Raw genomic sequence first — 21,013 nt, forward strand, 5'->3', positions numbered from 1 at the left:
TGCCCTTGCAGGGCCGAGGGCTGCGTAAAGGGCCCTTTGAGCATCGCCCGGGTCAGGTTCCCTGGGGCCCTTGCGGGCGCTTGGCGGGGCCCTCGGTGGGGCTATGGAGGGCGTTTTCGAGGGCGGTGCGGAGGATCATGCCGGTGGTGATGATGTGGGCGGCGATCCGTTCGCGTTCTTCGAGGGCTTCGGCGGTCGCGGTGCGCCTGGCGGTGGTGCTGGTTCCCCACCGGTCGGTCCAGGTCTCCAGGGCGCGTACGTGGGGTTGGTTGGTCCAGTAGACGCCGTGGTGGAGGGGTGACCAGAGTTGGTTGGGGAGGGTGACGCACAGTCGTGCGGTGAGGCCGGCCCCGTTGTGGGGGCCGGTGCCGCCGGGGGTCTGTCCGGCGTGTGGGGCGCCGTCGGGGATGGCGGCCCCCGGCCGTAGCCACCCGCGGTGTTCCAGCTCGGCGCGGAGGGCGGGGGCCAGGGCCCGCCACCGGGTGACCCGGTGGCGGCCGTTCTCGCGGAGCCGGTCCCGCTCGGTCCGGATCCGGGCCCGCGCCTCACGCAGTGCTGCGCCCCGCAGTGTGAGGACCCCGGCGTCCTGCTCCGCGGTGGCCTGCCACCGGAGTTCGTTGGCTTGGTGGGTGGCGACGAGGGTGTCGAGGCGGTCGAGGTCGTCGGGGCGTACGGCGATGACCACGGTGTGTCCCATGCCCCCATCATCCCCGTGCACCCCGAGGCGCTGTTCGAGGTCTCCCCGCAAGCCGGACTCAGAATCTATATAGATACTTGCTATAGCCCTGTGCGGTTGATGCGCTGCGGGGGTATCGCCGGGCTACCCCAAGCATGCAGCCGGCCTCGGCCGGTGACGTGCGGTCAGTGAGTGTCGTGGTCCGGTCCTGTGCCGAGTTGGCGGCTGGCCGGGGGAGCGGGGCACGGCCGCGGGTTCCTCGGCGGCGGCTTGCGGCACCTCGGCCGGCTGTGGGCCGTGCGGGGGAGTTGAGGGGCGTGGGCCGGTGCAGGGGCGGCGTTCGGGCATGCGCTCAGTTTCCCCGGCCGGGGTACGGCCCGGGAGCGGCTGCAGGGGCCGCCGTGGTGGCGGCTCCTGCGAAGTGTGTGGTGGTGGATGGCTCTGGGTTAGCGGACGTGGGAGGAGCCGACGCCGGAGATGCCTCCGATGTCGAGTGTGGGCACAAAACTGTTGCTGTCGCCGGTGAGGACCGAGTCGTTCTTGGTGAAGATGTTCTGGTTGGTGGAGCTGTCTGTGTTCGTGGAGCCCGAGTCGCCGGAGCCGAGGATGCCGTCGGCGTGGGCGGGGACGGCCAGTGACAGGGCGGCGCCGGTGAGAGCGAGAGCTGCGAGGGTGCGCTTCATGATGGGCTTAACGGCCGGACCGTATGACGGTTACGTGCCCTTGGTGGGCATCCCTGTGAATGGGTCGGTAAATGGCACTGGTTGGGCGTCAGCCGGGCCCGCGCGGTTGTCCCTGCTCTCACTGCATAGTGTTGCTGATCTTGGCTGTCATGGGGTGACCAAGCTGCTGCCACAAGCTGCACAGCAGCAGGGCGGTTGGCTGTCATGAGGTTGTCCATTCCTAGACTCTCAAGGTTATGGAGATGCTGCTGGTCGATGCTATTGGGCGGTGGTTTTTCAGTGCTTCGGCGTTTCGTCTTCAGCGGATGCTGCGTCGTGTGACCTGCGAGGTTGTGGCCTCACTGAAGGCGTGATGCCGACTTGCTGCTGAAGAGAGACGCCGAAGTAGGGGGGCGTCGGGCGCCGAGCCTGTAGGCATCCGTGGGAGGGGGCCCGATTCACCGCGTCGTGGGGGTTCCGTGACGGTCTCGATGTCGCGGGGGTGCGTCCGGAGCTGGTGGCGGAGGTCAGCGCCGATCGGGCCGTGGACCGGGGTGGAGTCTTCCGGGACCCGATGCGGTTCCAGCGGCTGCGGTTGGACGTTTCGGCACGGGATGTGCCGGGGTTCGGGGCGGGGGCGGTCGCGGGGTGAGTAGTGGCTGCGGCCGGTGGCGCGACCGGAAAGATCGGCATGGCAAGCGGTCTGTCCGACCGATGGTAATCAGCCAAGACGTCCCGGTTCCGTGACCTTCGTTCCATTAGCCGGGATGATCAGCCGTCGGGCGTCCTGTGCGTCCGGTCGCAGCACGTGATTCAAAGGAGCGGTTATGTCTGAGCGCCAGGTCGGCACCGTGAAGTGGTTCAACGATGAGAAGGGGTACGGCTTCATCACCCCCGAAAGCGGCCCTGACCTCTTCGTGCACTTCAAGGCGATTCAGACCCCCGGCTTCAAGGTCCTCAAGGAAGGCCAGAAGGTGAGCTTCGTTGCGGTGCAGGGGCAGAAGGGCATGCAGGCGGACGAGGTCATCCCTGAGGCCTGAGTTCCTGACCACGGATCCGCGAACCGTTCCGGCCCGGCACCAGATCGGCTGCCGGGTCGGTGTAGCCCAGGCGCCTGCTTGCGACGGTGGTCAAACCGCGTCGTTCAGTGAGAAGTGTCTGTGCGCACCAGACTTTGGCCGCCATGCGGGCCGATCCGCCGAGGGGCTGGCCGGCTTGCTGCGCGCCCGGGGGGATCGGATCCCACTCCGGCAGCATGCCGCGCGCTTCCAGCTCGGCTTGGAGTGCGGGTGCGAGTGCTCGCCACCGGGTGACCCGGTGGCGGCCGTCCTCGCGGCGGCGGTTTCGCTCTGCTCGGATCCGCGCACGGGCCGCCCGCAGCGCTGCGCCGCGCAGGTGGGGCAGGTCTGCGTCTGCCTCGGCGTGATAGGCGCCATGGATCTTTCACAGGCTGGCGACACGGGTGTTCGGCGGGTTGCGGGGCGTTGAGCTGGGCTGACTGGGCGGAGAGTGACGTTCTTCCAGTGCAGGTCGGTGTCGTTTCGCAGGTAGCCAGGGTGGCGTGCGTGTGGGTGTCGCTTCCCTCAAGGCTGCCGTGCCGCTGTACGCGAACGCCCGGACGCCGCTCTTCGTACCGCCGGCGCCGGCGTCCGGGTCCCGGCGGCGCCCCGGTGCCGCCGCTGCACCACCACGCCGGTCGCCGCGGCCCTCAAAAAGTTGAGCCAGGACCCGAACTCGTGGGCAAGCCCAGCGCCCCTCTGAATTTGGTGCTGACCGTCGGCTTGCCGTCGTGGTCGGCGGCTGCCGGCTCGTCCAGGAGTTTCACGTCGATTCGGCCGTTGAGAATCGCGGGAAAGACCGGGCACGGACCGATGAGTTCGTTCATGATCATCAGTCATAGGTTGGTCGGTGTGCCGCAGCCGAAGGTGGGGCTGAAGCGTCCACCGATCCGACCCGCCAACCGGACACGAGACACTGAGGAACCGTAGATGCGTACCCTGATCAGCACTGCCTTCATCTCGCTCGACGGCGTCGTGGAGGCGCCGGGCGGCGAGCCCGGCTACCGGAACTCCGGCTGGACCTTCAAGGACATCGAGTTCCTCCCTGAGGCGTTCGAGATCAAGGGCCGCGAGCAGAAGGAGGCCGCAGCGATGCTGATGGGCCGGACCAGCTACGAGGCGTTCAGCCCGGTGTGGCCGGACATGGTGGACTTCGCCGACTACAAGGTGATGCCGAAGTACGTCGTCTCCACCACCCTCACCGAGGACGGCCTGGTGACGAACTGGGGCGAGACGACGATCCTGCGCTCACTCGACGAGGTTGCTGCCCTGAAGGAGACTGAGGGCGGCCCGATCATCGTCCACGGCAGCGCCGTCCTGAACCGGAGCCTCTCGGACGCTGGCCTGATCGACCGTTACCACCTGCTCGTCTTCCCGCTCCTGCTCGGCGCGGGCAAGCGCCTGTTCAGTGCCACGGACAAGGACACCCAGAAGCTGAAGCTGGTCGAGCACGAGGCGTACGCGAACGGTCTGCAGAAGAACGTGTTCGACGTGGTCCGCTGACACGGCTCCGGTACCCGCCCGGTCGACCACGGCACCGCTCGAAAGGTCCTCACATCAGCAGCGGAAACACCGCAGGACTCACGGGCTGTGACACCACACCACAGTGAGGCATAGGGGCCCTGACCAGGAAGGTACACCTGGTCAGTGAGGTGATCGGAAGGAAACGGTTTAAGATTCCCGTTCATGAACACCACGGGCGGGGATCCGCTTTTCCGGATACACGAGGCGGCGTCGGCGGGGCAGGCGGTCGAGCTGCACTGCACGCCGACGGCGGCGGACATGGCCGCGGCGCTGCGCGCCCGCAACAGGACCCCTGCCGGGCGCCGTCAGCGCCGGCCGTACCTGCTTCTGAGCGTGCTGGGCCCGGTCCTGGTCACGGTGCTGATCGTGCAGGACGGCGGGACGACGCCGGTGACGACGGGAATGCTCGCCGGGGTCCTGTTCGTCTGGGCCTACCTGCTTTTTGGCCACCGGCTGATGGCCCGGGCCTTCCGGGGGGCGCTGGAGGCGGCGGGGGACTGCAGGATCGTCGTCGACGAGCACGGGGTGGCCGTCACCGGCTCCCGGTCCTCGACACATCACCAGTGGACCGCCCTTGGCCACTACGCCGAGACCCCGGCACACTTCGCCGTGTTCTCCGGTGACCGGCGGGCGATCCAGGTGATGGTGCTGCCCAAGCGCGGTCTCGCTGACCCCGCGGACGCGGACCGGCTGCGGGCGATCCTGGACCGCCACCTGACGCGGGTCTAGGCCGTCTCGTTGGGATCGTGCCAGGCGAGCAAGATCCCCAGAGACGACCCGGGGCGCGGAGAGAGACTCCGGCGCGGAGCCGGTGCCGGAAGGTGATGGCGCTCGCCGAAAACGGCTGTGGCGAATATTTCGTGATGGGCAGTCCTAAACATCCGCCACGACCCGTGATGTCCGTTGTCCAGCATCGTGTAGGTGGGGGACGAACGCTTCTGGGATCTGGTGTGGCCTGATATCGAGGGGTTGGCTGTCGATGGGTTGGAAGTCGTCGGGGATGTGGTGTGGATCGACTTGCATGCCCGGCAGCAGACGGTCATGTGCCCGTCGTGCGGCATGTTGGCGGCGCGCGTGCACAGCACGTTCATGCGGCGGCTGGCCGATCGTCCGCTGGGCGGGCGACGGATGCTGCTGCGCCTGAAGATCCGCCGGTTCTTCTGCGACAACGACCTGTGCTCCCGTCGGACCATGGCGGAGCAGGTGCCGTGCTTGACCACGCCTTACCGGCGCCGCACCCTGGCGGCCGCCCGGATAGTGCAGGCGATCGGGCTGGCCGTGGGTGGCCGGGCCGGCGCCCGGCTCGCCGGCTACTTGCCGGTGCGGGCGAGCCGAGACGTGATCGTGCGGGAGGTCCGGCGGCTCCCGGACCCACCGTCGGGCCAGGTCACGGTCCTGGGAATCGACGAGTTCGCGTTCCGCAGAGGCGCCACCTACGGCACCGTGCTCATCGATGTCGAGACCCGACGACCCATCGATCTCCTGCCCGACCGCACCGCGGACACGGTGGCCGCCTGGCTCACCGCACACCCTGGCATCAAGGTCATATGCCGGGATCGATGCAGCACGTTCAGCCAGGCCGCCACCCGCGCCGCACCTGACGCGATCCAGGTCGCAGACCGCTGGCATCTGCTTCACTCGCTGGCCCGCGCCGTCGAAAGAACCGCCCACCAGCACCGCGCCTGCCTACGCAAAGACGCCGAAGTCGACGATCTCGACCCACGCCAGGCACCACCATCCTCCGCGGCCTTGGCGGCGCTGATCGAGCCACCGGAACCCGCCGACCCGCCGGACAACCAGCTCCTGGCCCGCGTCCGTCAGTGGCACACCGACATCCACCACCTGCGCGAACGCGGCTGGACGATCAGCGCCATCGCCCGCCATCTGGGCCGGGACCGCAAGACCATCCGCCATTACCTGACCACCGACCTCGACCAGATCCTCGCTTCCGCACGTGAACGCCGCCCCAACGGCCACATCAACCGCTTCAAGCCCTACCTGCAGCAACGCTTCCGTGAAGGCGCGACCAACGCCGCGGGCCTCTTCCGTGAGATCCGTGAACGCGGCTACCGGGGCAGCCGCGTCGTGGTCACCAAGTACATCGCGACCCTCCGCGCCGGCACCGCCGCCCCCGAACCACGCCAGCCGATACCCAGCCCCCGCCGCATCACAACCTGGATCATGCGTCACCCCGACACCCTGACCGACACCCAGCGCGAACAGCTCACCCGAATCCTGGAAGTCTGCCCGGACCTTGCCACCGCCCGCGACCTCGCCCACGAGTTCAGCGCCATCGCCCGCGAACGCCGAGGACAGGACCTCACTCACTGGATGGCCCGCGCACTTGAGCAAGGACCACAGCCGGTCCAGGGCTTCGCGGCCTTTCTCCAAAACGACTGGGCAGCCGTCGTGAACGGCCTGACACTGAAATGGAGTTCAGGGGCGGTCGAGGGCCAGGTCACGCGAATCAAGCTGATCAAGCGCCGATCGTACGGACGAGCTTCGTTCGGTCTCCTGAGAACCCTCGTCCTTGCTCAGCCGCCATGAAGTCTCAGAAGGGCAGCTCGACGTCGTAACCGTCGGTAGGGGCCGTCAGCGCAAGCGAGGCGGCAGGCCACTCACCTGGGATCACGTCGAGAGCGCGTTGAAGATCAGTGTCTGTCCTTCCGATCACGACCAGGTCCATGCCCACGAGTCCAGGTTCGAGCCGGAGCAGCAGGCCAGGCGAGGAGAACCACCGCACGGGCGGTCCCATCGGCTCGAACCATGCCGGGTGCGGCGGCAGCGGAACCGGCGCGAATTCCGCCTCCACGGAGGCAACCACCTCGCTCGATGCTCGACACGCACGTCCTTGTGGCCCGCCCGACCTGGCCATAACGGCTTCGCTCAGAACCATCTCCACGCAGGCCAGCGAGACACGGTCCAGAAGCGAGCACGTCGTGAGCTCCGGCAGATGATCGGAGAACAGAGCTACGGGCGGGTCTTCCCTCGACAGGTCGGTCAGGCGCACCCCCCAGCCCGCACCACCCTGGTTTTCGCTCCGGAAGACCAGAAGCTGACCAGAAGGATCGAGAAGCAGCTCATCCGGCTCAAGGAGGGGATCCTGCCACGCAACGAGGTCACCGCGTCGGCCGAACAACCCGTACGCCTCCCGCAGAGCGACCGGAAGCGGCAGCTCTAGCCGCTCCTCCGCCTGCTGCACCTCTCCGGTGGAGAACCCATCAGACGAGGTCAAAGGGGTGGCCCAGGACGCTGCGAACTCTCTGACGAACTCCCAGGCCCCCGCTCGGTCTGGGCAACCCCCGGCCAGTGCCTGGGCCACGTCGAACCTGTCATCCATCCGACCGACCCTACGCGGCCATGAGGACACCAACATCCACCGGCTCCAACGTCACCATCACGAAATATGCGCCACAGCCAAAATTAGGGATCGGCATCAGGGCTCAGGCGCTCCGGGAGCTGGCCGGTCCACGTGTCGTAGATGGGCTGGGCCCGTGCGAGCGCCGCGAGTTCGGCGCGCAGATCGCGGCTGGCCGGGCTGAGGGCGCCGGCGCCCTGGGGCTGGCCTTCGCCGGCCTCCCTCTCGTCGAGGAGAGCCTCGGCTTCGTCGATCTGGCGCTGGTAGTCGGCTTCCCGCTCGTCGTGGAGCTGTTGCTCGTACCAGTCGCGTTCGGGCTCGGCGAGCCAGGGCCGCGCGGCTTCGTCGCGGTCTCGGCGGTCGGCGGCCCACTCGGCCTGCGCGCAGCCGTAGGCGAACGGCCGGGGCGGGCCGTCGAGTATCCGGCGGTGGCCGGCCAGGAGCGCGGCGGTGGCCGCCTCGCCGGCGTCGCAGGCGGCGGCGAACGCGGCGAGCTGGTCGGCGGTGGGCATCGGGTCGCCGGACAGGAGGCGGTGGAGGGTGCTGCGGGAGAGAGCGGGCCCGGCTCGGTCGGCGAGGGCCCGCAGGCTGGTGTGGGGAGCGGTGGCGCGCACGCGGTTCATGGCGCGGACGAGTCCGGCCGGGGTGGTGAAGGCGCCGGGGATGTAGGGGGCGGGCCGGCGCGGCGGCGGGTTGACGGCGCGATCGGCTCTCCTCCAGAGGCGCTCGGCCTTCCTCTGGTCGGCGCCGGCGCCGCGGGCGAAGGCCAGGGTGGCGGGCAGGGTGGGGAGCCGGCCGTCGAGGGCCTGGCGCAGAGTGCACTCGGAGACCTTGTACTCGGGCCGGCCGTCGCCCCGGGCGCGCCGGGCGAGGGTGTAGAAGGTCAGGTTCCCCTTCGCCGCGCGCAGCCAGCCGCGGAGGGTGGCGAGTTCGGCCGGTTCCGCGCCGGGACGGGAGCGGGTGGTGCGGTTGGGTGTGCGGTTCACGAGCGGGGACTGGTGAGCGTGTGGAGGACGGCGAGGAGGCGGCCGCTGGCGCGACCGGGGAGCAGCACCAGGAGGGTGCCGGCAGTGAGGGTGGTCAGGAGGGCGGGGACGGGGCGCTCGAGGATGGCGAGGACGGTCACCGCGGTGATGGCGGTGATGACGATGGCGGCCTCGGCCGTGCCCAGACGTCCGCGGGCGGCCGGCGAGTTCGGGGCGGCGGCCGGCGGCGGCGCGGCGGGCTCGGGGGCGGGCGGGGGAGTGGACATGATGGCGCCTCCGTACGGGAGTTGGGGTGGGCCAGCGGGCCCGGCGGGAGCTCTGATCGTGGCAGAGCGAAGCCCTCGGCGCGAGCTGCCGTTCGCGGCCGCACTGGCCGACGTGGGTTTCGACCTCGCAGCATTTGTCCAGGTCAGATACCAGAAACGAGAGAGGGCTGTCCCAGCCGCGGGGAGGTCTCCCTGCCGCCTGCGGAGCCCCGACAGGCCGGTATCCCGTGCGAGCTGCGGTGGTTGCGCCGGCCGACCGGGACCTGGTGTGTGCGCCGCCCCCGCTGCGCCCCGCCCCGGGGCTGGCCAGCCGCGCCCCGGCGGAAGGCCGGGGTCACCGACGGGTTGCTGGCCTGCCCCGGCCTCCGGCCGCCGCGGGCCAGGCCATCGCGCTGCTCGGCGGAGCGGGGGCTGGCGAGGGTGCTCACGCGGCCCCCCGTCTAGGCTGGATTCCAGGGCGTGGCGGGGTGCGGGCAAGGGGGCGCACAGTCGGCTGGGGTGCGCCCTGTTCCAGGTGCTGCCGGGCTCGTACCGTGCTGGTGGGAGGCGGCGATGAGGGTGTGGCCCGGGTGGCCGCTCTGGTGCGGGGTCGCGGACGTAGTGCCTGCTCCACAGCCGCCAGCCGCCAGCCGCCAGCCGCCAGCCGCCAGCCCCCTCCGCCGCGAGCCCCCGGCCGGTTTCCCGAGTTGGCGGGGACGGGGTGTCTGCTGGAGGGGGGTCCGCGGGTTGGGGGACGCCGGGGTGCTGAGTCCGCCGCATGGTGCGCGGGCACAGCCGGTGCCGGTGGTGCCGGCCGCACGGTGGCGGGCGCCCACCACGGTGGGCGGCCGGCCCCTCGGCGGGCACCGTGGCGGGCTGGCCGCCGGCCCGGCCCCGGTCCCGGCCGGGCCGGGCCGATGGACGGGCGACCGGGCTGGGACGGCTAGGGCCTGTCCGGCGGGTCTTGATTGAGAGCTGCCAATAGGCGTAGGACCAGGGGGTTTGCAGCGTTCTTGCACGGCCCGGCAGGTGAAGACGCTCGGTATTCCCACCCGTAGGGCACTACGACGGCAGTTCCTCCACGTACCGCTTCGCGAACGCGAGCGAAACGTAGGGATAGCTCTGCCGTACCACCTTGATCGTAGCGACGGTTCCACGTTCGTCGCGGACTTGCTGGATCTTCTCCTTGTCGACCTGGGCCCGGAATCCTTCGAAGGAGCCGTATCGTTCGCGGAACGCCTTCTTGCGTTTGTTCGAGGAGCGGTCGGTTGCGATTCCCAAGGCCCCCGTGGCAGCAAGGGCAATCACCCCTGCGACTGCCTCGATCATGATTCTCCTCCAGCCAATGTTCCTTGTCCGGACAGCGCTTAGTGCCGGATCCGGATCCACATTACAGACCGTCCGGCTGCTCGTACTGGGCATACGCGGTTGTGGTTCGCGCTACTCGTACTGGACCTCACCAAGAAGAGGAAGGTCGGCACCCTCCGTGTGGACGAGCTGACCTGGCTGGCCAAGCACCGTCCGCCAAACGCCCTGATCGACCGCGCCGTCGTGGCAGCCGTCGTTACCGGCAACCGCTACACCCCCAGCGATTTCTCGGCGTAGCAACCGGCCCAAGCCGGTTGCGCAGCCACGCGGGACCCCGCGCGCCCCCGACGGCCCCCAGGCCTGCTGGCGCATGTAACCAACCGTGGTGAGGCACATGGCCGCGGCCGCAGCGACGGCTTGCAGCCGCGGCGGTGCGCCGGCCAGCCCTTAGGGAGGACCGCGGGCTCAGGGCTGGTTGACCGACACCCGGAGGCGGTCCAGGCGCTCTTTGGTCGCCTTCTCCCCGTACGCGGCCACGTAGCGGGCGAGGGCCGACAGGGCGAACACCGTGATCATCTGCGCGTCGTCCAACGCCCGCCGTGGTGCTGGGCCGTCGGCGGCGAGGGCCAGGACCGTCTCCGCGACGGTCTCGTCCATGGGGATGCTCTCCAGCCACGCGAGCCCTGCCGGTCCCATCACGGCAGGGCCGTACGGGGAGAAGCCGGGATCGGCGAGGACGGCGTCGTGCAGCAGCGCCGATGCGTGCCGGCGCATCCAGTCGGCGGTGGCAGCGCACCGGGTCCCGGCCCTAAGGGCGTCCGCGAGAGCGGCTGGATCCGCGGCGAGGTAGCCGAGCATCAGGTCCAGGGCGGCCGTTTCCCCGGCGAGCTGCTCCGTGCTGGTCGTCATGTCCTGCCCAACGAGAAAGCGGGTCTGTGGGTCCGGCCTCGGCACTCAACGCTGGGTTGTCGAGCGTGCCTTCGCCCACCTGCACTGGTTCCGTCGGTTGCGGATCCGCTGAGAGATCCGCGACGACATCCACGAAGCCTTCCTCACGCTGGGATGTGCACTCATCTGCTGGCGACGCCTGTCACGGCTGGCCATGGGGTAGCCCTTACCTGACCGAGAAGGGGCCTTGACCCCGGATCCTGAACACACGAGACACTGGATCCTGAGGATCTGAGAACGGACATCTCGTGGTCATGAAGAACTACCCGCCAGAGTTCAAGGCGGACGACGTCAAGGCCGCACTTCGGGCAGGCCAGCGGCGAGTCTACCGGCCATGGATCGCCGAGCCAGGATTGTGGATGCAGTGGGACTGGGGCGAAGGCCCCAAGATCGGCGGACGTCGTACTTCCCTGTGGTGCGTGTGGCTGTCATGGTCGCGGTTCCGGGTCGTGATCCCGGTTTTCGACAAGACGCTGCCCACGATCGTGGCCTGCCTGGACGCGACGCTGCGGCGGATCGGCGGGGTTCCGACCTACGCGCTGACCGACAACGAGAAGACCGTCACCGCCACCCACATCGCGAACATCGCGGTCCGCAACCCCGACATCGTCGAGGTCGGACGGCACTACGGGATGACGATCCGTACCTGTCTGCCGGCCGACCCCGAGTCGAAGGGCGGATCGGAGGCCACCGTCCGGATCGCGAAGGCCGACCTGGTGCCCACCGACGCCAATCTCCTCGATCAGTACGCGACCTTCGGGCAGCTCGAGGCGGCCTGCCGACAGTTCTGCGACGACGTCAACGACCGCGTCCACCGCGAGACGCGCCGCAAGCCCGCCGAGATGCTCCTCGAGGAACGAGCCCGGCTGCACCGGCTGCCGAAGGAGCCGTTCACCGTCGCGTTCGGCACCACCCGACGGGTCTGCTGGGACGCCACCATCTCCGTCGAGGGCGTGCGCTACTCGGTCCCGCACGAGCTGATCGACACCCGGGTCTGGGCTCGTTTCCACGGCGACGAACTCATCGTCACCTCCGTCGCCGAGGCCGGCCCGGCCGAGGTCGCCCGCCATCCGCGGTCCACTCCGGGCAACCCGGTGATCGCCGACGAGCACTACCCACCGCGCGAGAACAAGGAGAACGACCGCAGGCCGCGGGCGAACTCCGCCGAGGAAGCAGCCTTCCTCGCGCTCGGGCCAGGGGCGACATCCTGGCTGGTCGAAGCCGGCGCTGCGGGCGCCCGACGGGTCAAGCCGAAGATGGCCGAGGCCGTCGCGCTGGCCAAACTCCACTCGGCCGCCGACGTCGACCGGGCACTCGGGTCGGCGGCGATCGCCGGGCGGTTCGCCGAGAACGACCTGATTCGCATCCTGACCTACCAAGCCGGTCTGGAAAGCATCGAACCGACCCGGGCCTCCGAAGAGCACAGCCTGCAGCCGGGCACTTCCGCCTGGTCCAAATTCGGCCTCGCCGATGAGAAGGACGAGAACTGATGGCCACCCCGATCCGCGTCACCGGCACCCACGGCAACCCGCTGGCCGAGGCCATCGAGCTCACCAAGCGACTGAAACTCCCTCACATGCGGCGGGCGTTGACCGATCTGATACCCACCGCCAAGGCCCAACGCTGGGACCCCGCCGAGGTCGTCCGCGTCCTGCTGGCCGAGGAAGCCGCAGGTCGGGATGCCGCCAACCTACGGACCCGGCGCAAGCGGGCCGGGTTCCCGGCGGGGAAGACCTTCGGCGACTGGGACGAGACGGCGTCCTCGATCCCGCGGCCGACTCAGGACTCGCTGAAGATGCTCGAGTGGGTGACTCGCAAGGAGAACCTCTGCATCTGCGGGCCCTCGGGGACCGGGAAGTCGCACTTCACCGAGGCCCTCGGCCAGGCCGCGATCGAGGCCGGCATGACGGTCGCCTGGTTCACCATCGAAGATCTCGGAGCCCTGGTCCGGCGCCACCGCGCGGACGATTCCCTGGCCAGGGCCATGGCCCGACTCATCCGCACCGACCAGATCATCGTCGATGACATCGGCCTGCTGCCCGTCAGCCCGGATGCCGCCGAAGGGTTCTACCGCCTGGTCGACGCCGCCTACGAACGACGGGCACTGGCCGTCTCGAGCAACCTCCACCCGTCCGGCTTCGACGAGATCATGACCAAGACCCTCGCCACCGCAACCGTCGACCGGCTCCTGCACCACGCCCACGTCGTGGTCACCCAGGGTGATTCTTTCCGCCTCAACCAAGCCACCTCTGGCCAGGGGGTGATCCCCTTGCGCTAACCCACCCACCAACAGCGGGGAGATATCTGGCCGCCGTTGGGGAGGGCTTATCGGCCGCCAGCGCGTTGATTATCTGGCCGCCAGCGGGGAGCACTCAAAGGCCATTGACACTCTCACGCGACGAAGCGCTTGAGGCACCTGAAGATGTCCTTCGTCTTGAGTCCTTCGAGGGGTGCGTCGTGCGACATAGTCGCGGGTCCGCGAATCGTGCCGCATGCGGACCAGCACGATGGTGTTCAGCGCGCGGTTGGCCTGGCGGTCTCCACCACGGTTGAGTCGGTAGAGGTCTGCGCGTCCGGATGAGGGTGGCACGGGTGCGGCGGCGCACAGGTGGGCGAAGGAGGCTTCTGAGGCGGGCCTGCGGCCCGGCATCACCCGGCTGGGGAGGGCCCGCCTGCCGAGAGGCTGAGCCGACCCGGTGTGTGGGCCGGCCTGCGGTCTCTCGGGTTCGGGGCAGTGGTTTGAGAGACAGAGAGCCTCGGTGTGTGGATGCTGGGCAGTGACTGTTTTGGGTGTGGTGTCGCTTTCATGGGCTTTTATTGTATTTGGGGCGATTTTTTCTCAGTTTCGTGAGTTCTTATCCATGGGCCGGGCCGGGGCCGGTGCGATGGGTGGGTGGATGAGGGTTGGTGAAGTCGGCCCGGGGCGCGGTGCCGGTCTTTCGACCGGTCCGTTTCCCCGGAGCCGCTTCCCGAACCGGGCATGCGACTTGTCACCGCACCCGGCTCTCCACAAGCCCCGAGGGTCTCGTGGTGGTTGTTCTCATCCTTCGGTGGGCCAGGGAGTGGGGATGGCTGCGCCCCGGTAGCGGTAGCGCGTGGTGCCTACCGAGATGGGGTTGAACAGCTCCCTGTTCTCGCTGTGCCACCACGATCCGGCGCCGTACTGGCGGCGGATCGTCTTCCAGGCCGTCATGGGGTGCTTGCGCTGAACCCATCGCCATACCGTGTGCCACATGTAGTGACGCAGGTAGGAGAAGGTCGCGAAGGACACCCCGGGCCGGAAATAGGCGCACCAGCCCCGTACTGCCGGGTTGAGCCGGAGTAGCAAGGCGTCGAGCGGCTGATTCGTGCCGACCTCCCGGCACAGCTTCTTGACCTTGGCCATGACGGCCCGCAGAGCCTTCTTGGCCGGGTAGGTATAGACGTAGTACCGGTTGGTGCCTGGTTTCCGGTGGCGCTGGATGTGCCAGCCGAGGAAGTCCAGGCCCTGCTCGATGTGGGTGATCAGAGTCTTCTCCGGCGACAGGCGCAAGCCCATCGTGGAGAGGACTTCCGCGATCTCTTCGCGTAGCGTTTCGGCGTCTGCCTTGGTGCCGTGAACCATCAGGCACCAGTCGTCCGCGTACCGGACCAGCCGGTAGTTGGGCAGACCTCGGCGTCGACGCCTCCGGCGCTCGTTGAGATCAGTTCCGGCACCTCCCGACGCCTGGGCGATGTGCTCGTCCAGGACCGAGAGAGCGACGTTGCTGAGCAACGGCGAGAGGATCGAACCCTGCGGGGTTCCGGTGTCGTTGCCCCGCAGCAGACCGTCCTCGCTGAGGATGCCCGCCTTGAGGAACGCCTTCACCAGGGACAGGACACGTTTGTCCCCGACGCGTGCCCGCACCCGCTCCATGAGAGCGGTGTGCGAGATCTCGTCGAAGCAGGCCTTGATGTCGCCTTCCACGATCCACTCGTACTTCTTGGACGTGAGCAGACGCACCTCTGCCACCGCGTCATGAGCCCGGCGGTTCGGGCGGAACCCGTAGGAACACGGGAGGAAATCCGCCTCGAAAATCGGCTCCAGCACCAGCTTCAAGGATGCCTGCACCACCCGGTCGGTGATCGTCGCGATCCCCAGACGGCGCAGCTTGCCGCCCGCCTTGGGGATCATCCGCTCCCGCACCGGCATGGGCTGGAAGCTACGGTCCTTGATCTTCGACCGCAGCACGTCGAGGAACTCCTCGACACCGACCCACAGCGCGATGGACGACGCCGTGCGTCCGTCCACCCCGGCCGTGCGAGCACCCTTGTTCCCCCGCACCCGATCCCAGGCCACCAGCAGGAAGCCGGGATCGGCAACGAGGTTGAACAGGTCGTCGAACCTGCGATGAGGATCATCACGAGCCCAACGGTGCAGCTTGGTCTGGATCTTCAGTACCTGACGCTCCGCCTCATACAAGGCGCGCTCCAGCTCGTCGGTATTCACCGGCGACCCTCCCGACATTCCAGTACTTCGGCCACTGACTTGCTGGCCCCCTTGGCCCTGCGACCGGCTTTCCCGGTCTCCACGACGGGTCGTTACTCCCGTGACTACTACGGGGCCTCCGCCCCACCCACGGCCATCAGTCGGCAACGGACCTGCCCACCGCCGGACCGGCTGTCCGGCAGCTCGGGCGACCGCGGATGGTTCCCACGTTCACCACACAATCGATCGGTCAGGGAGGCGCCCAGCTCTACTCCGGCAGCATCGCCACGCCTACGCCGCAGGCCTTCAACGTGGCCTCCCCACCGGAACAGGAAACCGGCTTCGGAGTTGACCCACCCGTCCGAGAACAAGCAGGTCACGCGCTGCATACCGGCCCGTATCCACCAGATTTGAGCCGGCTCACTGCTTACGGAGCTTCAACCACTGGTTCGCTCTCGCTACACCTTCTGACCTCGCTAGACGGGCCCGCACCGTCCGGTAGTCCCGGCACGTCCCGCCGTTGTCGGGGCCGCTTGCCACCCTCCCCGGCGTTCCCCGGATCAGGCTGCCCCCAGCTTCACCAGACCGCTGCGACGGCCCGGCGGAGAAGGTCTTTCACCTCCACTCGATTGCGTAGCGCCTCGTGGCGCACTCCTGTCTCACCAAAGGTTGACCAATCTCACCGAAGTTTGACCGGCTCCGCCGTCGATCGCTGCTCGGTCCGCGCGATGCAGAGGTCGGCTCGTTGTCGGCCCTTGCATCCCGGATGTCCCACCTGCGGTGGTTCGGATACTGCCACGAGCCAGGCGGCATCCCGGAACGTTGCCTGGGGTATCAGAAACGACGCAGAATGCGGCTGATGTCCACATGGGCCGTCAGCAGCGACAGAATGCCCGTCAGAGGCGGCCTGTCGTTCCGGGCCTCTTCCCAGAGCTGGTAGAGCCTCCGCGTGTTGGCAACGTCTGGGATCCCGCACTCGTTGGCGAGCCTGATACCTGCTTGCAGTTTCGCGAACTGGTAGGCACTCACGAAGCGAGCAACGAAGCCAGCTACAAGCAGGAGGAAGCTCGCGGCAATCACGATTAGCGCCGTTATGGCGACATCCGATCCCTTTGTCAGGTCGGCCTCAGTGTGTGGCGCCCAGGCGATAACCCTAGCCAGGCCATAGACCAAGGCCGCCCCGGCGCCCAGAAACAGGTACTGCCAAACGACGTGGCGCTGAGCAGTGCGGCGCAACTGCTGGTAGCGCGCGATCTCGCGCTCGACGCGCCTCTTTTCGTCAGGGACAAGCGGTGCGCCAGAGCAGAACTCGAGGAAGCTCTCCTTAATGGCATCGGCATACTCTTCCGCCAAGGAGCGCGCCACTGTGGCGTTGGCGCGAACCCCGGCTTGGAACTCGGCGATCAGGAGAAGCAAGAGAGCGGCCATGGTTGCAGAGACGATGGCCGCATAATCGTTCGACATGGCGATGTTGCTCTGTGCGAGGAGCATGGGCATGCCTCTGATGATCCCCGCACGGGGGACAGGCCGGGGCAGGTTCTCGATGGCTGGTCTTCTGACAGCGCCTCGCAGGGGCTCTCGCATGGGAGTCCCTGCATTGGTTGTCGTGAGTCTTGCTCCTCCGATGGCCGTTGGGTGGCGATACCGAGTCGGGGCAGCCGGTCAAACTTCGGAACGCACACACCGCGATTGTCCCGTCTCAGCAGATCTGGTCCTTGTCTCGGATGATCTGGTCCGATTCACTCGTCGTCTCAGATGATTTGGTCCGTCGGTTCTGCTGTCGGTGTGGGATGGCAGGCTGCGCCCATGAGTTATGACCTTGCTGTGTGGGAGGGCGAGCGGCCGACGGATGACGCCGCTGCGGCCCGGTGCTTCACCGATCTGTACGACCAGTACATCGACACGGAGGATCCTGCGGTTCCTCCGGTGGAGCGAATAGCGACCTTCGTCTCCGCTCTCTTGGAACGGTGGCCAGATCTCACCGAGGACGAGGACGACACCTCGCCGTGGTCAACCGGCCCGCTGATCGGGGAGGCCCACGGCCCGCTGATCTACTTCCCTATGCGCTGGAGCATGGCCGTGGAGGCATCTGCCTACGCGGCGGAGGTCGCTTCGTCGATGGGGCTCAACTGCTTTGACCCGCAGGCGCAGCAACTCCGGCCCTGACGAGCCCAATGCCTGCGGCACGTCGAAACAGCAGGGACGGGCCAGATCAACTGAGACAAAGCCCGGCATCCGCGCTTCCGCAACCAGATCACCTGAGAGTTCCGGTGATCCGGCGTCTCAACTGATCTGGTCGCCGCAGGTCAGGGCCCTACCCGCAGACCAGACCATTTGAGACGGGACAGCGATCACCGCGTTCCCGGCCAGCGGGTCCAGGGAAGTGGAGTGCTTCATGTTCCGTCCAACGAGTCCGGCTAGTCCGCGTGATGCTGGCACCCCATGATCGCCTTCGACGGTCCGGCTCGTCGTCCGCGCCCGGCAGTCAGGGCCCGGTGAGGATCGAGTGGGTGCCGATACGGCGCCAGATCACGTGCGGGTTGCCGGGGCGCAGCTGAGGTCCGTACTCCCAGGTTGCTCGTCCTGCGGGGCCGGCGCCCGTGGACCAGGTGAGTTCGTAGATGCCGGGGGCGCGCTGAACGCGCCTGACGCGGAGGCCGGCATGGAAGCGGCCGGTGCGCAGGTCGTCGACGAAGGCCGCCACGGTCTGGCGGAAGCGGCGGCGCTGATCGGGGGTGAGGCGGTCCAGGTCGGCGGTGAAGCGGGGCAGGGCCTCATAGGTGGGCACGCGGTCTCCTCCGGGAAGCACGAAACCCCCGGCCGCGGTGGCCGGGGGCGAGCGTGGCTGTTCGTGGTGAAGGGCGTCGGTGGGCGCTGTGCGTCTGGCTCAGCGGTGGTCAATTCGCAGGCGTGTTGCGCACGGGTTGTGCTCGATGTCGCTGGAGTTGGTTGGGTTGGGTTCGCGGGGCGGTGGTGTGCATGTGGTCGGGGCGCAGCATTCGCACGGTGCCATCAACTGTCGCCGTAGTACTCCCGCATCACCGCCAGCCGCCGTTCGGGCCGGGCCGCCTGGCAGCTGGAGCATCGGCGCCCGGTGACGCGCTCGGTGACGGGGAAGTCGGACTGCGCGGAGCGCACCTGGAGCGGGTCCAAGAGCGGCGGTTCGTGGCAGAGGGGGGCAGGGCTCGCCATACCTGGTGGTGTTCATGCGCGGGAGAGTGCACACACCCGTGGCTTACCGTCTCGGGATGCCTGGGCGACCCGCCTGACGGGACGCTCCGCCAACATCTTGCTGATGGCTTCCCGGCGGGCGGGATGAACCAAGATCGCGCTTCTTCGCAGGTCATGGGCGGGTTTTCATGACTCGGTGATCAGTAGAGAGGACTTCCGTCCGGGGGACGGGTGGCGGTACCTGTTCCGTGGTGTGATGGTCGGCGACGGCCGGCGCCCTGCGGGCAAGCCGCTGCGCGCCGCCCAGGAGGAGGCCGGTGTCCCGCCCGGTGTGTGGAAGGGCCGGGGCCTGGCCGCGGTCGGCCTGGCGGCCGGGGACGTGGTGACCGAGCGGCAGGCCGAACTCCTCCTGGGCGAGGGCCGGCACCCGGACGCCGACCGGATCGAGCGCGAGCGCCTGGAGGCGGGCGACACCCCGGCGAAGGCGCGGCGGGCGACCGTGCTGGGCAGGCCCATCGAGCACAACCAGTCGCCGAAGACGGAGCAAGCCAGACAGCGCACGCCCTGGCTGGCGATGGGTCTGGTGTTCCGGCCCCCGCCGACCGTGCACATCGCGTGGGCGCTCATGGACGACGCGACCAGGCTGGTGCTGGAGATGTGCCAGGACATCGCCCGGGACAAGACGCTGGTCTGGCTCGAGGACGCGGTAGCGGAGATCCGGTGGAAGAGCGGCGGCAAGAACCGCGCCCAGGTCCGCGACGGTCTGATCATCGCGGTCTTCCGGCACTACGAATCCCGCGCAGTCGATTCGCGTCCCCTGCTCCACGATCACGCCGTGGTGTCCATCCGCGCCCGGCGGCCGGACGGCACGTGGGGCAACCAGACGGCCGATGCCCTGATGACCCATATCGTTGCGGCCGATGCCCTCTACACCGTCTACTTCATGGAGGAGGTCTCCGCCCGGCTCGGGTGGGCGTGGGAGCCGCGCGAGGTGACGCCCGGCCGCCGCCCGGTCATGGAGATCGCCGGGATCGACCGACGGCTCATCGGCTGGCAGTCGACCCGCCGCCAGCAGATCGAGGACGCGCTCCCCGTCCTGGTCGCCGAGTACGAGGCACGGCACGGGCACGCACCGGGGGAGCGGGCCGCCTACGCGCTCGCCTGCCAGGCCGCCGACCAGACTCGCCGCCCCAAGCGCAAGGAACTGCGCTCGCTCTCCCAGCTACGCGCCGCCTGGCGGAAATCGGCGACCCGGGCCTACGGAGCCGACGTCGTCGACCGGCTCGCGGAGCGCGCCCGAGCAGCGGCCGCGGCGATATGGGCACGGGTGCGCCCAGCCGTCGACGTCGCCCTGGCGGCCGTCAACATCGCCGCCGTGGTGTACGTGATGCGCGGCGCCTTCAAGCACCACCACCTCCTCGCCGAAGCCCGCCGCCACCTCTCCTACGTCCTGCGGGGCCGACCTCATCGGCCCGGTCTGGACGAGGAGATAGTGCAGGCGGCCATCGACGGCTACACCCGCCCGGCCGGCCAGCGGATGCTGACCGCCGACCTGCGTGCCTTGTACCCGCACGACACCGAGGACCAGGCCGTGCTCCGCGCGCTGACCCGCAAGCGGTCCGCCGCCCCGTACGAGCGGGCCCGTCTCGCCGCCGGGGCGCTAACCGCCCGAGTCCACGCCCTACGCCGCGCGGACCGCCTGAACTCCCGGCCCCGGCCGCACACCCTCACCGTGCCGACCACCCTGGGCCCCCGCCCGGGGCGGAGGGCCGGCCGAGACCTGGAGCCGACGACGGACGTCGCCGCGGTGGAGCTGACCAGCCGGACGCTGGAGGCCGCCGCCGCCGAGATGGCCGCCCTGCTCCAGGCCGGCGTCCGGGAGCGAGCCGCCGCCCGCCGCCCTTCTCCCAAGTCCGCGGCGGCCCCGCCGCCGAGCGCCCAGCAGCCTGTCCAGCCCGCACAGGGACGGACACCACCCACCGGAGGAGTCACATGACCACCACGCCGCCCGCGGACCCGAGGATCGAAGCCGTCGCCGCCCGGCTGAAGGAGGCCACCCAGAAGCGCGCCGAGGCGTACGTGCCACCGACGGACTGGCAGCCGATCTGGAAGCGGCCCCGGAAGCCGAAGACCATCAAGGCGAAAAAGGAGGAGCTGGCCAAGCAGCGTAAGCGGCTCAAGGCGGCCGGTGTCCGACGGTTCTACGGCTCCCAGGCGCGCCGGCCCCGGCCCCGGCCCCGGCAGAACCGCATCGGCAGCGCCGCGGCCCGCCGCGACGCCCGCGCCCTGTCCCGGATGCGGCACTCGAACGCCTGGCTGTGGTGACGACGTCAGGCATCGCCCACCGAGCGGGCCGCCCGATGCCGACACTGAGTGGAACCCATCGAGTGGCCTCCACCCAGTCGGCGCCGCACTCAGTGAGCCTCCGCCAACTTGAAGTCACAGGTCAAAGGGCTGGTGTGATCGATCCTCGGGGTACTTGTACTGGTCGTGGGTAGCTGTCCGCGTAGTAGATCGTCTGTCAGTGGTTGGGTTTCGAATTTCCGGTGCTTGAATCAGCGGCTGACGTGTGCTTGCCGACCAGTCACAGGCGTAACTCTGAAGCCCGAGCTGTTCGACGTACGATGCCG

Annotated in this window: 21 protein-coding genes and 3 pseudogenes; 11 read left to right on the forward strand and 13 right to left on the reverse strand. The window is 68.7% G+C overall.

The window, feature by feature from the left end; translation table 11 throughout:
• Positions 1-52: 52 nt before the first annotated feature.
• Entirely contained in the window at positions 53-697 is a 645-nt protein-coding gene (locus AC0693_RS36990) for a hypothetical protein (protein WP_478804361.1), read from the reverse strand.
• A gap of 425 nt (positions 698-1,122) precedes the next feature.
• Positions 1,123-1,359 (reverse strand): hypothetical protein, encoded by a 237-nt coding sequence (locus AC0693_RS36995; protein ID WP_478743055.1) that lies wholly within the window; start codon positions 1,357-1,359, stop codon positions 1,123-1,125.
• A gap of 806 nt (positions 1,360-2,165) precedes the next feature.
• Here AC0693_RS36995 and AC0693_RS37000 point away from each other — a divergent pair.
• Positions 2,166-2,378 (forward strand): cold-shock protein, encoded by a 213-nt coding sequence (locus AC0693_RS37000; protein WP_469320827.1) that lies wholly within the window; start codon positions 2,166-2,168, stop codon positions 2,376-2,378.
• 668 nt (positions 2,379-3,046) lie between these two features.
• Here AC0693_RS37000 and AC0693_RS37005 read toward each other — a convergent pair.
• Positions 3,047-3,229, reverse strand: a complete 183-nt coding sequence (locus AC0693_RS37005) for a hypothetical protein (RefSeq protein ID WP_478804362.1) — start codon at positions 3,227-3,229, stop codon at positions 3,047-3,049.
• A gap of 97 nt (positions 3,230-3,326) precedes the next feature.
• Here AC0693_RS37005 and AC0693_RS37010 point away from each other — a divergent pair, with 97 nt between their 5' ends.
• From AC0693_RS37010 to AC0693_RS37020, 3 genes are all read left to right on the forward strand, one after another.
• Positions 3,327-3,899, forward strand: a complete 573-nt coding sequence (locus AC0693_RS37010; RefSeq protein ID WP_478804363.1) for a dihydrofolate reductase family protein — start codon at positions 3,327-3,329, stop codon at positions 3,897-3,899.
• Positions 3,900-4,082: 183 nt separating this feature from the next.
• Entirely contained in the window at positions 4,083-4,649 is a 567-nt protein-coding gene (locus tag AC0693_RS37015) for a YcxB family protein (RefSeq protein ID WP_478804364.1), read from the forward strand.
• A gap of 192 nt (positions 4,650-4,841) precedes the next feature.
• Positions 4,842-6,467 carry an ISL3 family transposase gene (locus AC0693_RS37020; RefSeq protein ID WP_478804365.1) on the forward strand — a complete coding sequence of 542 codons (1,626 nt, stop codon included), beginning with the start codon at positions 4,842-4,844 and terminating at the stop codon, positions 6,465-6,467.
• A gap of 4 nt (positions 6,468-6,471) precedes the next feature.
• Here the strand turns inward: AC0693_RS37020 and AC0693_RS37025 are convergent, their stop codons facing one another.
• From AC0693_RS37025 to AC0693_RS37040, 4 genes are all read right to left on the reverse strand, one after another.
• Positions 6,472-7,260, reverse strand: a complete 789-nt coding sequence (locus tag AC0693_RS37025) for an SMI1/KNR4 family protein (protein WP_478804366.1) — start codon at positions 7,258-7,260, stop codon at positions 6,472-6,474.
• Between the two features lie 83 nt (positions 7,261-7,343).
• Entirely contained in the window at positions 7,344-8,264 is a 921-nt protein-coding gene (locus tag AC0693_RS37030) for a helix-turn-helix domain-containing protein (RefSeq protein ID WP_478804367.1), read from the reverse strand.
• A complete protein-coding gene (locus AC0693_RS37035; protein WP_478804368.1) occupies positions 8,261-8,530 on the reverse strand; it encodes a hypothetical protein in 270 nt (89 codons plus the stop codon). Before AC0693_RS37035 ends, AC0693_RS37030 begins: the two co-directional genes overlap by 4 nt.
• A 1,041-nt stretch (positions 8,531-9,571) precedes the next feature.
• Positions 9,572-9,838, reverse strand: coding sequence for a hypothetical protein (locus AC0693_RS37040; RefSeq protein WP_469320628.1), 267 nt, complete (start codon positions 9,836-9,838; stop codon positions 9,572-9,574).
• Positions 9,839-9,937: 99 nt separating this feature from the next.
• On the opposite strand from AC0693_RS37040, the gene AC0693_RS37045 reads away from it, so the two are divergent.
• Positions 9,938-10,114 carry a hypothetical protein gene (locus tag AC0693_RS37045; protein ID WP_478804369.1) on the forward strand — a complete coding sequence of 59 codons (177 nt, stop codon included), beginning with the start codon at positions 9,938-9,940 and terminating at the stop codon, positions 10,112-10,114.
• Between the two features lie 168 nt (positions 10,115-10,282).
• Here AC0693_RS37045 and AC0693_RS37050 read toward each other — a convergent pair whose 3' ends face one another.
• Positions 10,283-10,726: a hypothetical protein gene (locus AC0693_RS37050; protein ID WP_478804370.1), complete on the reverse strand. Its 444-nt coding sequence runs from the start codon at positions 10,724-10,726 to the stop codon at positions 10,283-10,285.
• 13 nt (positions 10,727-10,739) lie between these two features.
• On the opposite strand from AC0693_RS37050, the pseudogene AC0693_RS37055 reads away from it, so the two are divergent.
• The 3 genes and pseudogenes from AC0693_RS37055 to istB all read left to right on the forward strand — a co-directional run.
• A pseudogene (locus AC0693_RS37055) lies at positions 10,740-10,928 on the forward strand (transposase); the annotation flags it as partial.
• Positions 10,929-11,052: 124 nt separating this feature from the next.
• Positions 11,053-12,255, forward strand: a pseudogene (locus AC0693_RS37060) (Mu transposase domain-containing protein); the annotation flags it as partial.
• A complete protein-coding gene (istB, locus tag AC0693_RS37065) occupies positions 12,255-13,043 on the forward strand; it encodes an IS21-like element helper ATPase IstB (protein WP_478804371.1) in 789 nt (262 codons plus the stop codon). The pseudogene AC0693_RS37060 and the gene istB, both read left to right, overlap by 1 nt.
• A gap of 113 nt (positions 13,044-13,156) precedes the next feature.
• Here the strand turns inward: istB and AC0693_RS37070 are convergent.
• The 3 genes and pseudogenes from AC0693_RS37070 to AC0693_RS37080 all read right to left on the reverse strand — a co-directional run.
• Positions 13,157-13,403, reverse strand: a pseudogene (locus AC0693_RS37070) (transposase); the annotation flags it as partial.
• Between the two features lie 402 nt (positions 13,404-13,805).
• The gene (gene ltrA, locus AC0693_RS37075) at positions 13,806-15,233 is read right to left on the reverse strand and encodes a group II intron reverse transcriptase/maturase (RefSeq protein WP_478804372.1); all 1,428 of its coding nucleotides are present in this window, start codon (positions 15,231-15,233) and stop codon (positions 13,806-13,808) included.
• A gap of 813 nt (positions 15,234-16,046) precedes the next feature.
• Positions 16,047-16,709, reverse strand: a complete 663-nt coding sequence (locus tag AC0693_RS37080; RefSeq protein WP_478804373.1) for a hypothetical protein — start codon at positions 16,707-16,709, stop codon at positions 16,047-16,049.
• A gap of 309 nt (positions 16,710-17,018) precedes the next feature.
• Here AC0693_RS37080 and AC0693_RS37085 point away from each other — a divergent pair, with 309 nt between their 5' ends.
• The gene (locus tag AC0693_RS37085; RefSeq protein WP_478804374.1) at positions 17,019-17,378 is read left to right on the forward strand and encodes a hypothetical protein; all 360 of its coding nucleotides are present in this window, start codon (positions 17,019-17,021) and stop codon (positions 17,376-17,378) included.
• Between the two features lie 319 nt (positions 17,379-17,697).
• Here the strand turns inward: AC0693_RS37085 and AC0693_RS37090 are convergent, their stop codons facing one another.
• Together AC0693_RS37090 and AC0693_RS37095 are read right to left on the reverse strand one after the other, a co-directional pair.
• Positions 17,698-18,000 (reverse strand): hypothetical protein, encoded by a 303-nt coding sequence (locus AC0693_RS37090; RefSeq protein ID WP_478804375.1) that lies wholly within the window; start codon positions 17,998-18,000, stop codon positions 17,698-17,700.
• A gap of 224 nt (positions 18,001-18,224) precedes the next feature.
• A complete protein-coding gene (locus tag AC0693_RS37095; RefSeq protein WP_478804376.1) occupies positions 18,225-18,404 on the reverse strand; it encodes a hypothetical protein in 180 nt (59 codons plus the stop codon).
• A gap of 235 nt (positions 18,405-18,639) precedes the next feature.
• Here AC0693_RS37095 and mobF point away from each other — a divergent pair, with 235 nt between their 5' ends.
• Positions 18,640-20,379: a MobF family relaxase gene (gene mobF, locus AC0693_RS37100; protein WP_478804399.1), complete on the forward strand. Its 1,740-nt coding sequence runs from the start codon at positions 18,640-18,642 to the stop codon at positions 20,377-20,379.
• Positions 20,376-20,708 (forward strand): hypothetical protein, encoded by a 333-nt coding sequence (locus AC0693_RS37105; protein WP_478804377.1) that lies wholly within the window; start codon positions 20,376-20,378, stop codon positions 20,706-20,708. Before mobF ends, AC0693_RS37105 begins: the two co-directional genes overlap by 4 nt.
• The last annotated feature ends 305 nt before the right edge of the window (positions 20,709-21,013 follow it).

It is taken from the genome of Streptomyces sp. NPDC043876 (genome assembly GCF_056435825.1).

Bases quoted from the DNA above. Each gene is read 5' to 3' on its own strand.
- AC0693_RS36990 (WP_478804361.1), bottom strand. From the start codon at position 697: ATGGGACACACCGTGGTCATCGCCGTACGCCCCGACGACCTCGACCGC.
- AC0693_RS36995 (WP_478743055.1), bottom strand. From the start codon at position 1,359: ATGAAGCGCACCCTCGCAGCTCTCGCTCTCACCGGCGCCGCCCTGTCA.
- AC0693_RS37000 (WP_469320827.1), top strand. From the start codon at position 2,166: ATGTCTGAGCGCCAGGTCGGCACCGTGAAGTGGTTCAACGATGAGAAG.
- AC0693_RS37005 (WP_478804362.1), bottom strand. From the start codon at position 3,229: ATGATCATGAACGAACTCATCGGTCCGTGCCCGGTCTTTCCCGCGATT.
- AC0693_RS37010 (WP_478804363.1), top strand. From the start codon at position 3,327: ATGCGTACCCTGATCAGCACTGCCTTCATCTCGCTCGACGGCGTCGTG.
- AC0693_RS37015 (WP_478804364.1), top strand. From the start codon at position 4,083: ATGAACACCACGGGCGGGGATCCGCTTTTCCGGATACACGAGGCGGCG.
- AC0693_RS37025 (WP_478804366.1), bottom strand. From the start codon at position 7,260: ATGGATGACAGGTTCGACGTGGCCCAGGCACTGGCCGGGGGTTGCCCA.
- AC0693_RS37035 (WP_478804368.1), bottom strand. From the start codon at position 8,530: ATGTCCACTCCCCCGCCCGCCCCCGAGCCCGCCGCGCCGCCGCCGGCC.
- AC0693_RS37040 (WP_469320628.1), bottom strand. From the start codon at position 9,838: ATGATCGAGGCAGTCGCAGGGGTGATTGCCCTTGCTGCCACGGGGGCC.
- AC0693_RS37050 (WP_478804370.1), bottom strand. From the start codon at position 10,726: ATGACGACCAGCACGGAGCAGCTCGCCGGGGAAACGGCCGCCCTGGAC.
- istB (WP_478804371.1), top strand. From the start codon at position 12,255: ATGGCCACCCCGATCCGCGTCACCGGCACCCACGGCAACCCGCTGGCC.
- AC0693_RS37080 (WP_478804373.1), bottom strand. From the start codon at position 16,709: ATGCCCATGCTCCTCGCACAGAGCAACATCGCCATGTCGAACGATTAT.
- AC0693_RS37085 (WP_478804374.1), top strand. From the start codon at position 17,019: ATGAGTTATGACCTTGCTGTGTGGGAGGGCGAGCGGCCGACGGATGAC.
- AC0693_RS37095 (WP_478804376.1), bottom strand. From the start codon at position 18,404: ATGGCGAGCCCTGCCCCCCTCTGCCACGAACCGCCGCTCTTGGACCCG.
- mobF (WP_478804399.1), top strand. From the start codon at position 18,640: ATGGTCGGCGACGGCCGGCGCCCTGCGGGCAAGCCGCTGCGCGCCGCC.
- AC0693_RS37105 (WP_478804377.1), top strand. From the start codon at position 20,376: ATGACCACCACGCCGCCCGCGGACCCGAGGATCGAAGCCGTCGCCGCC.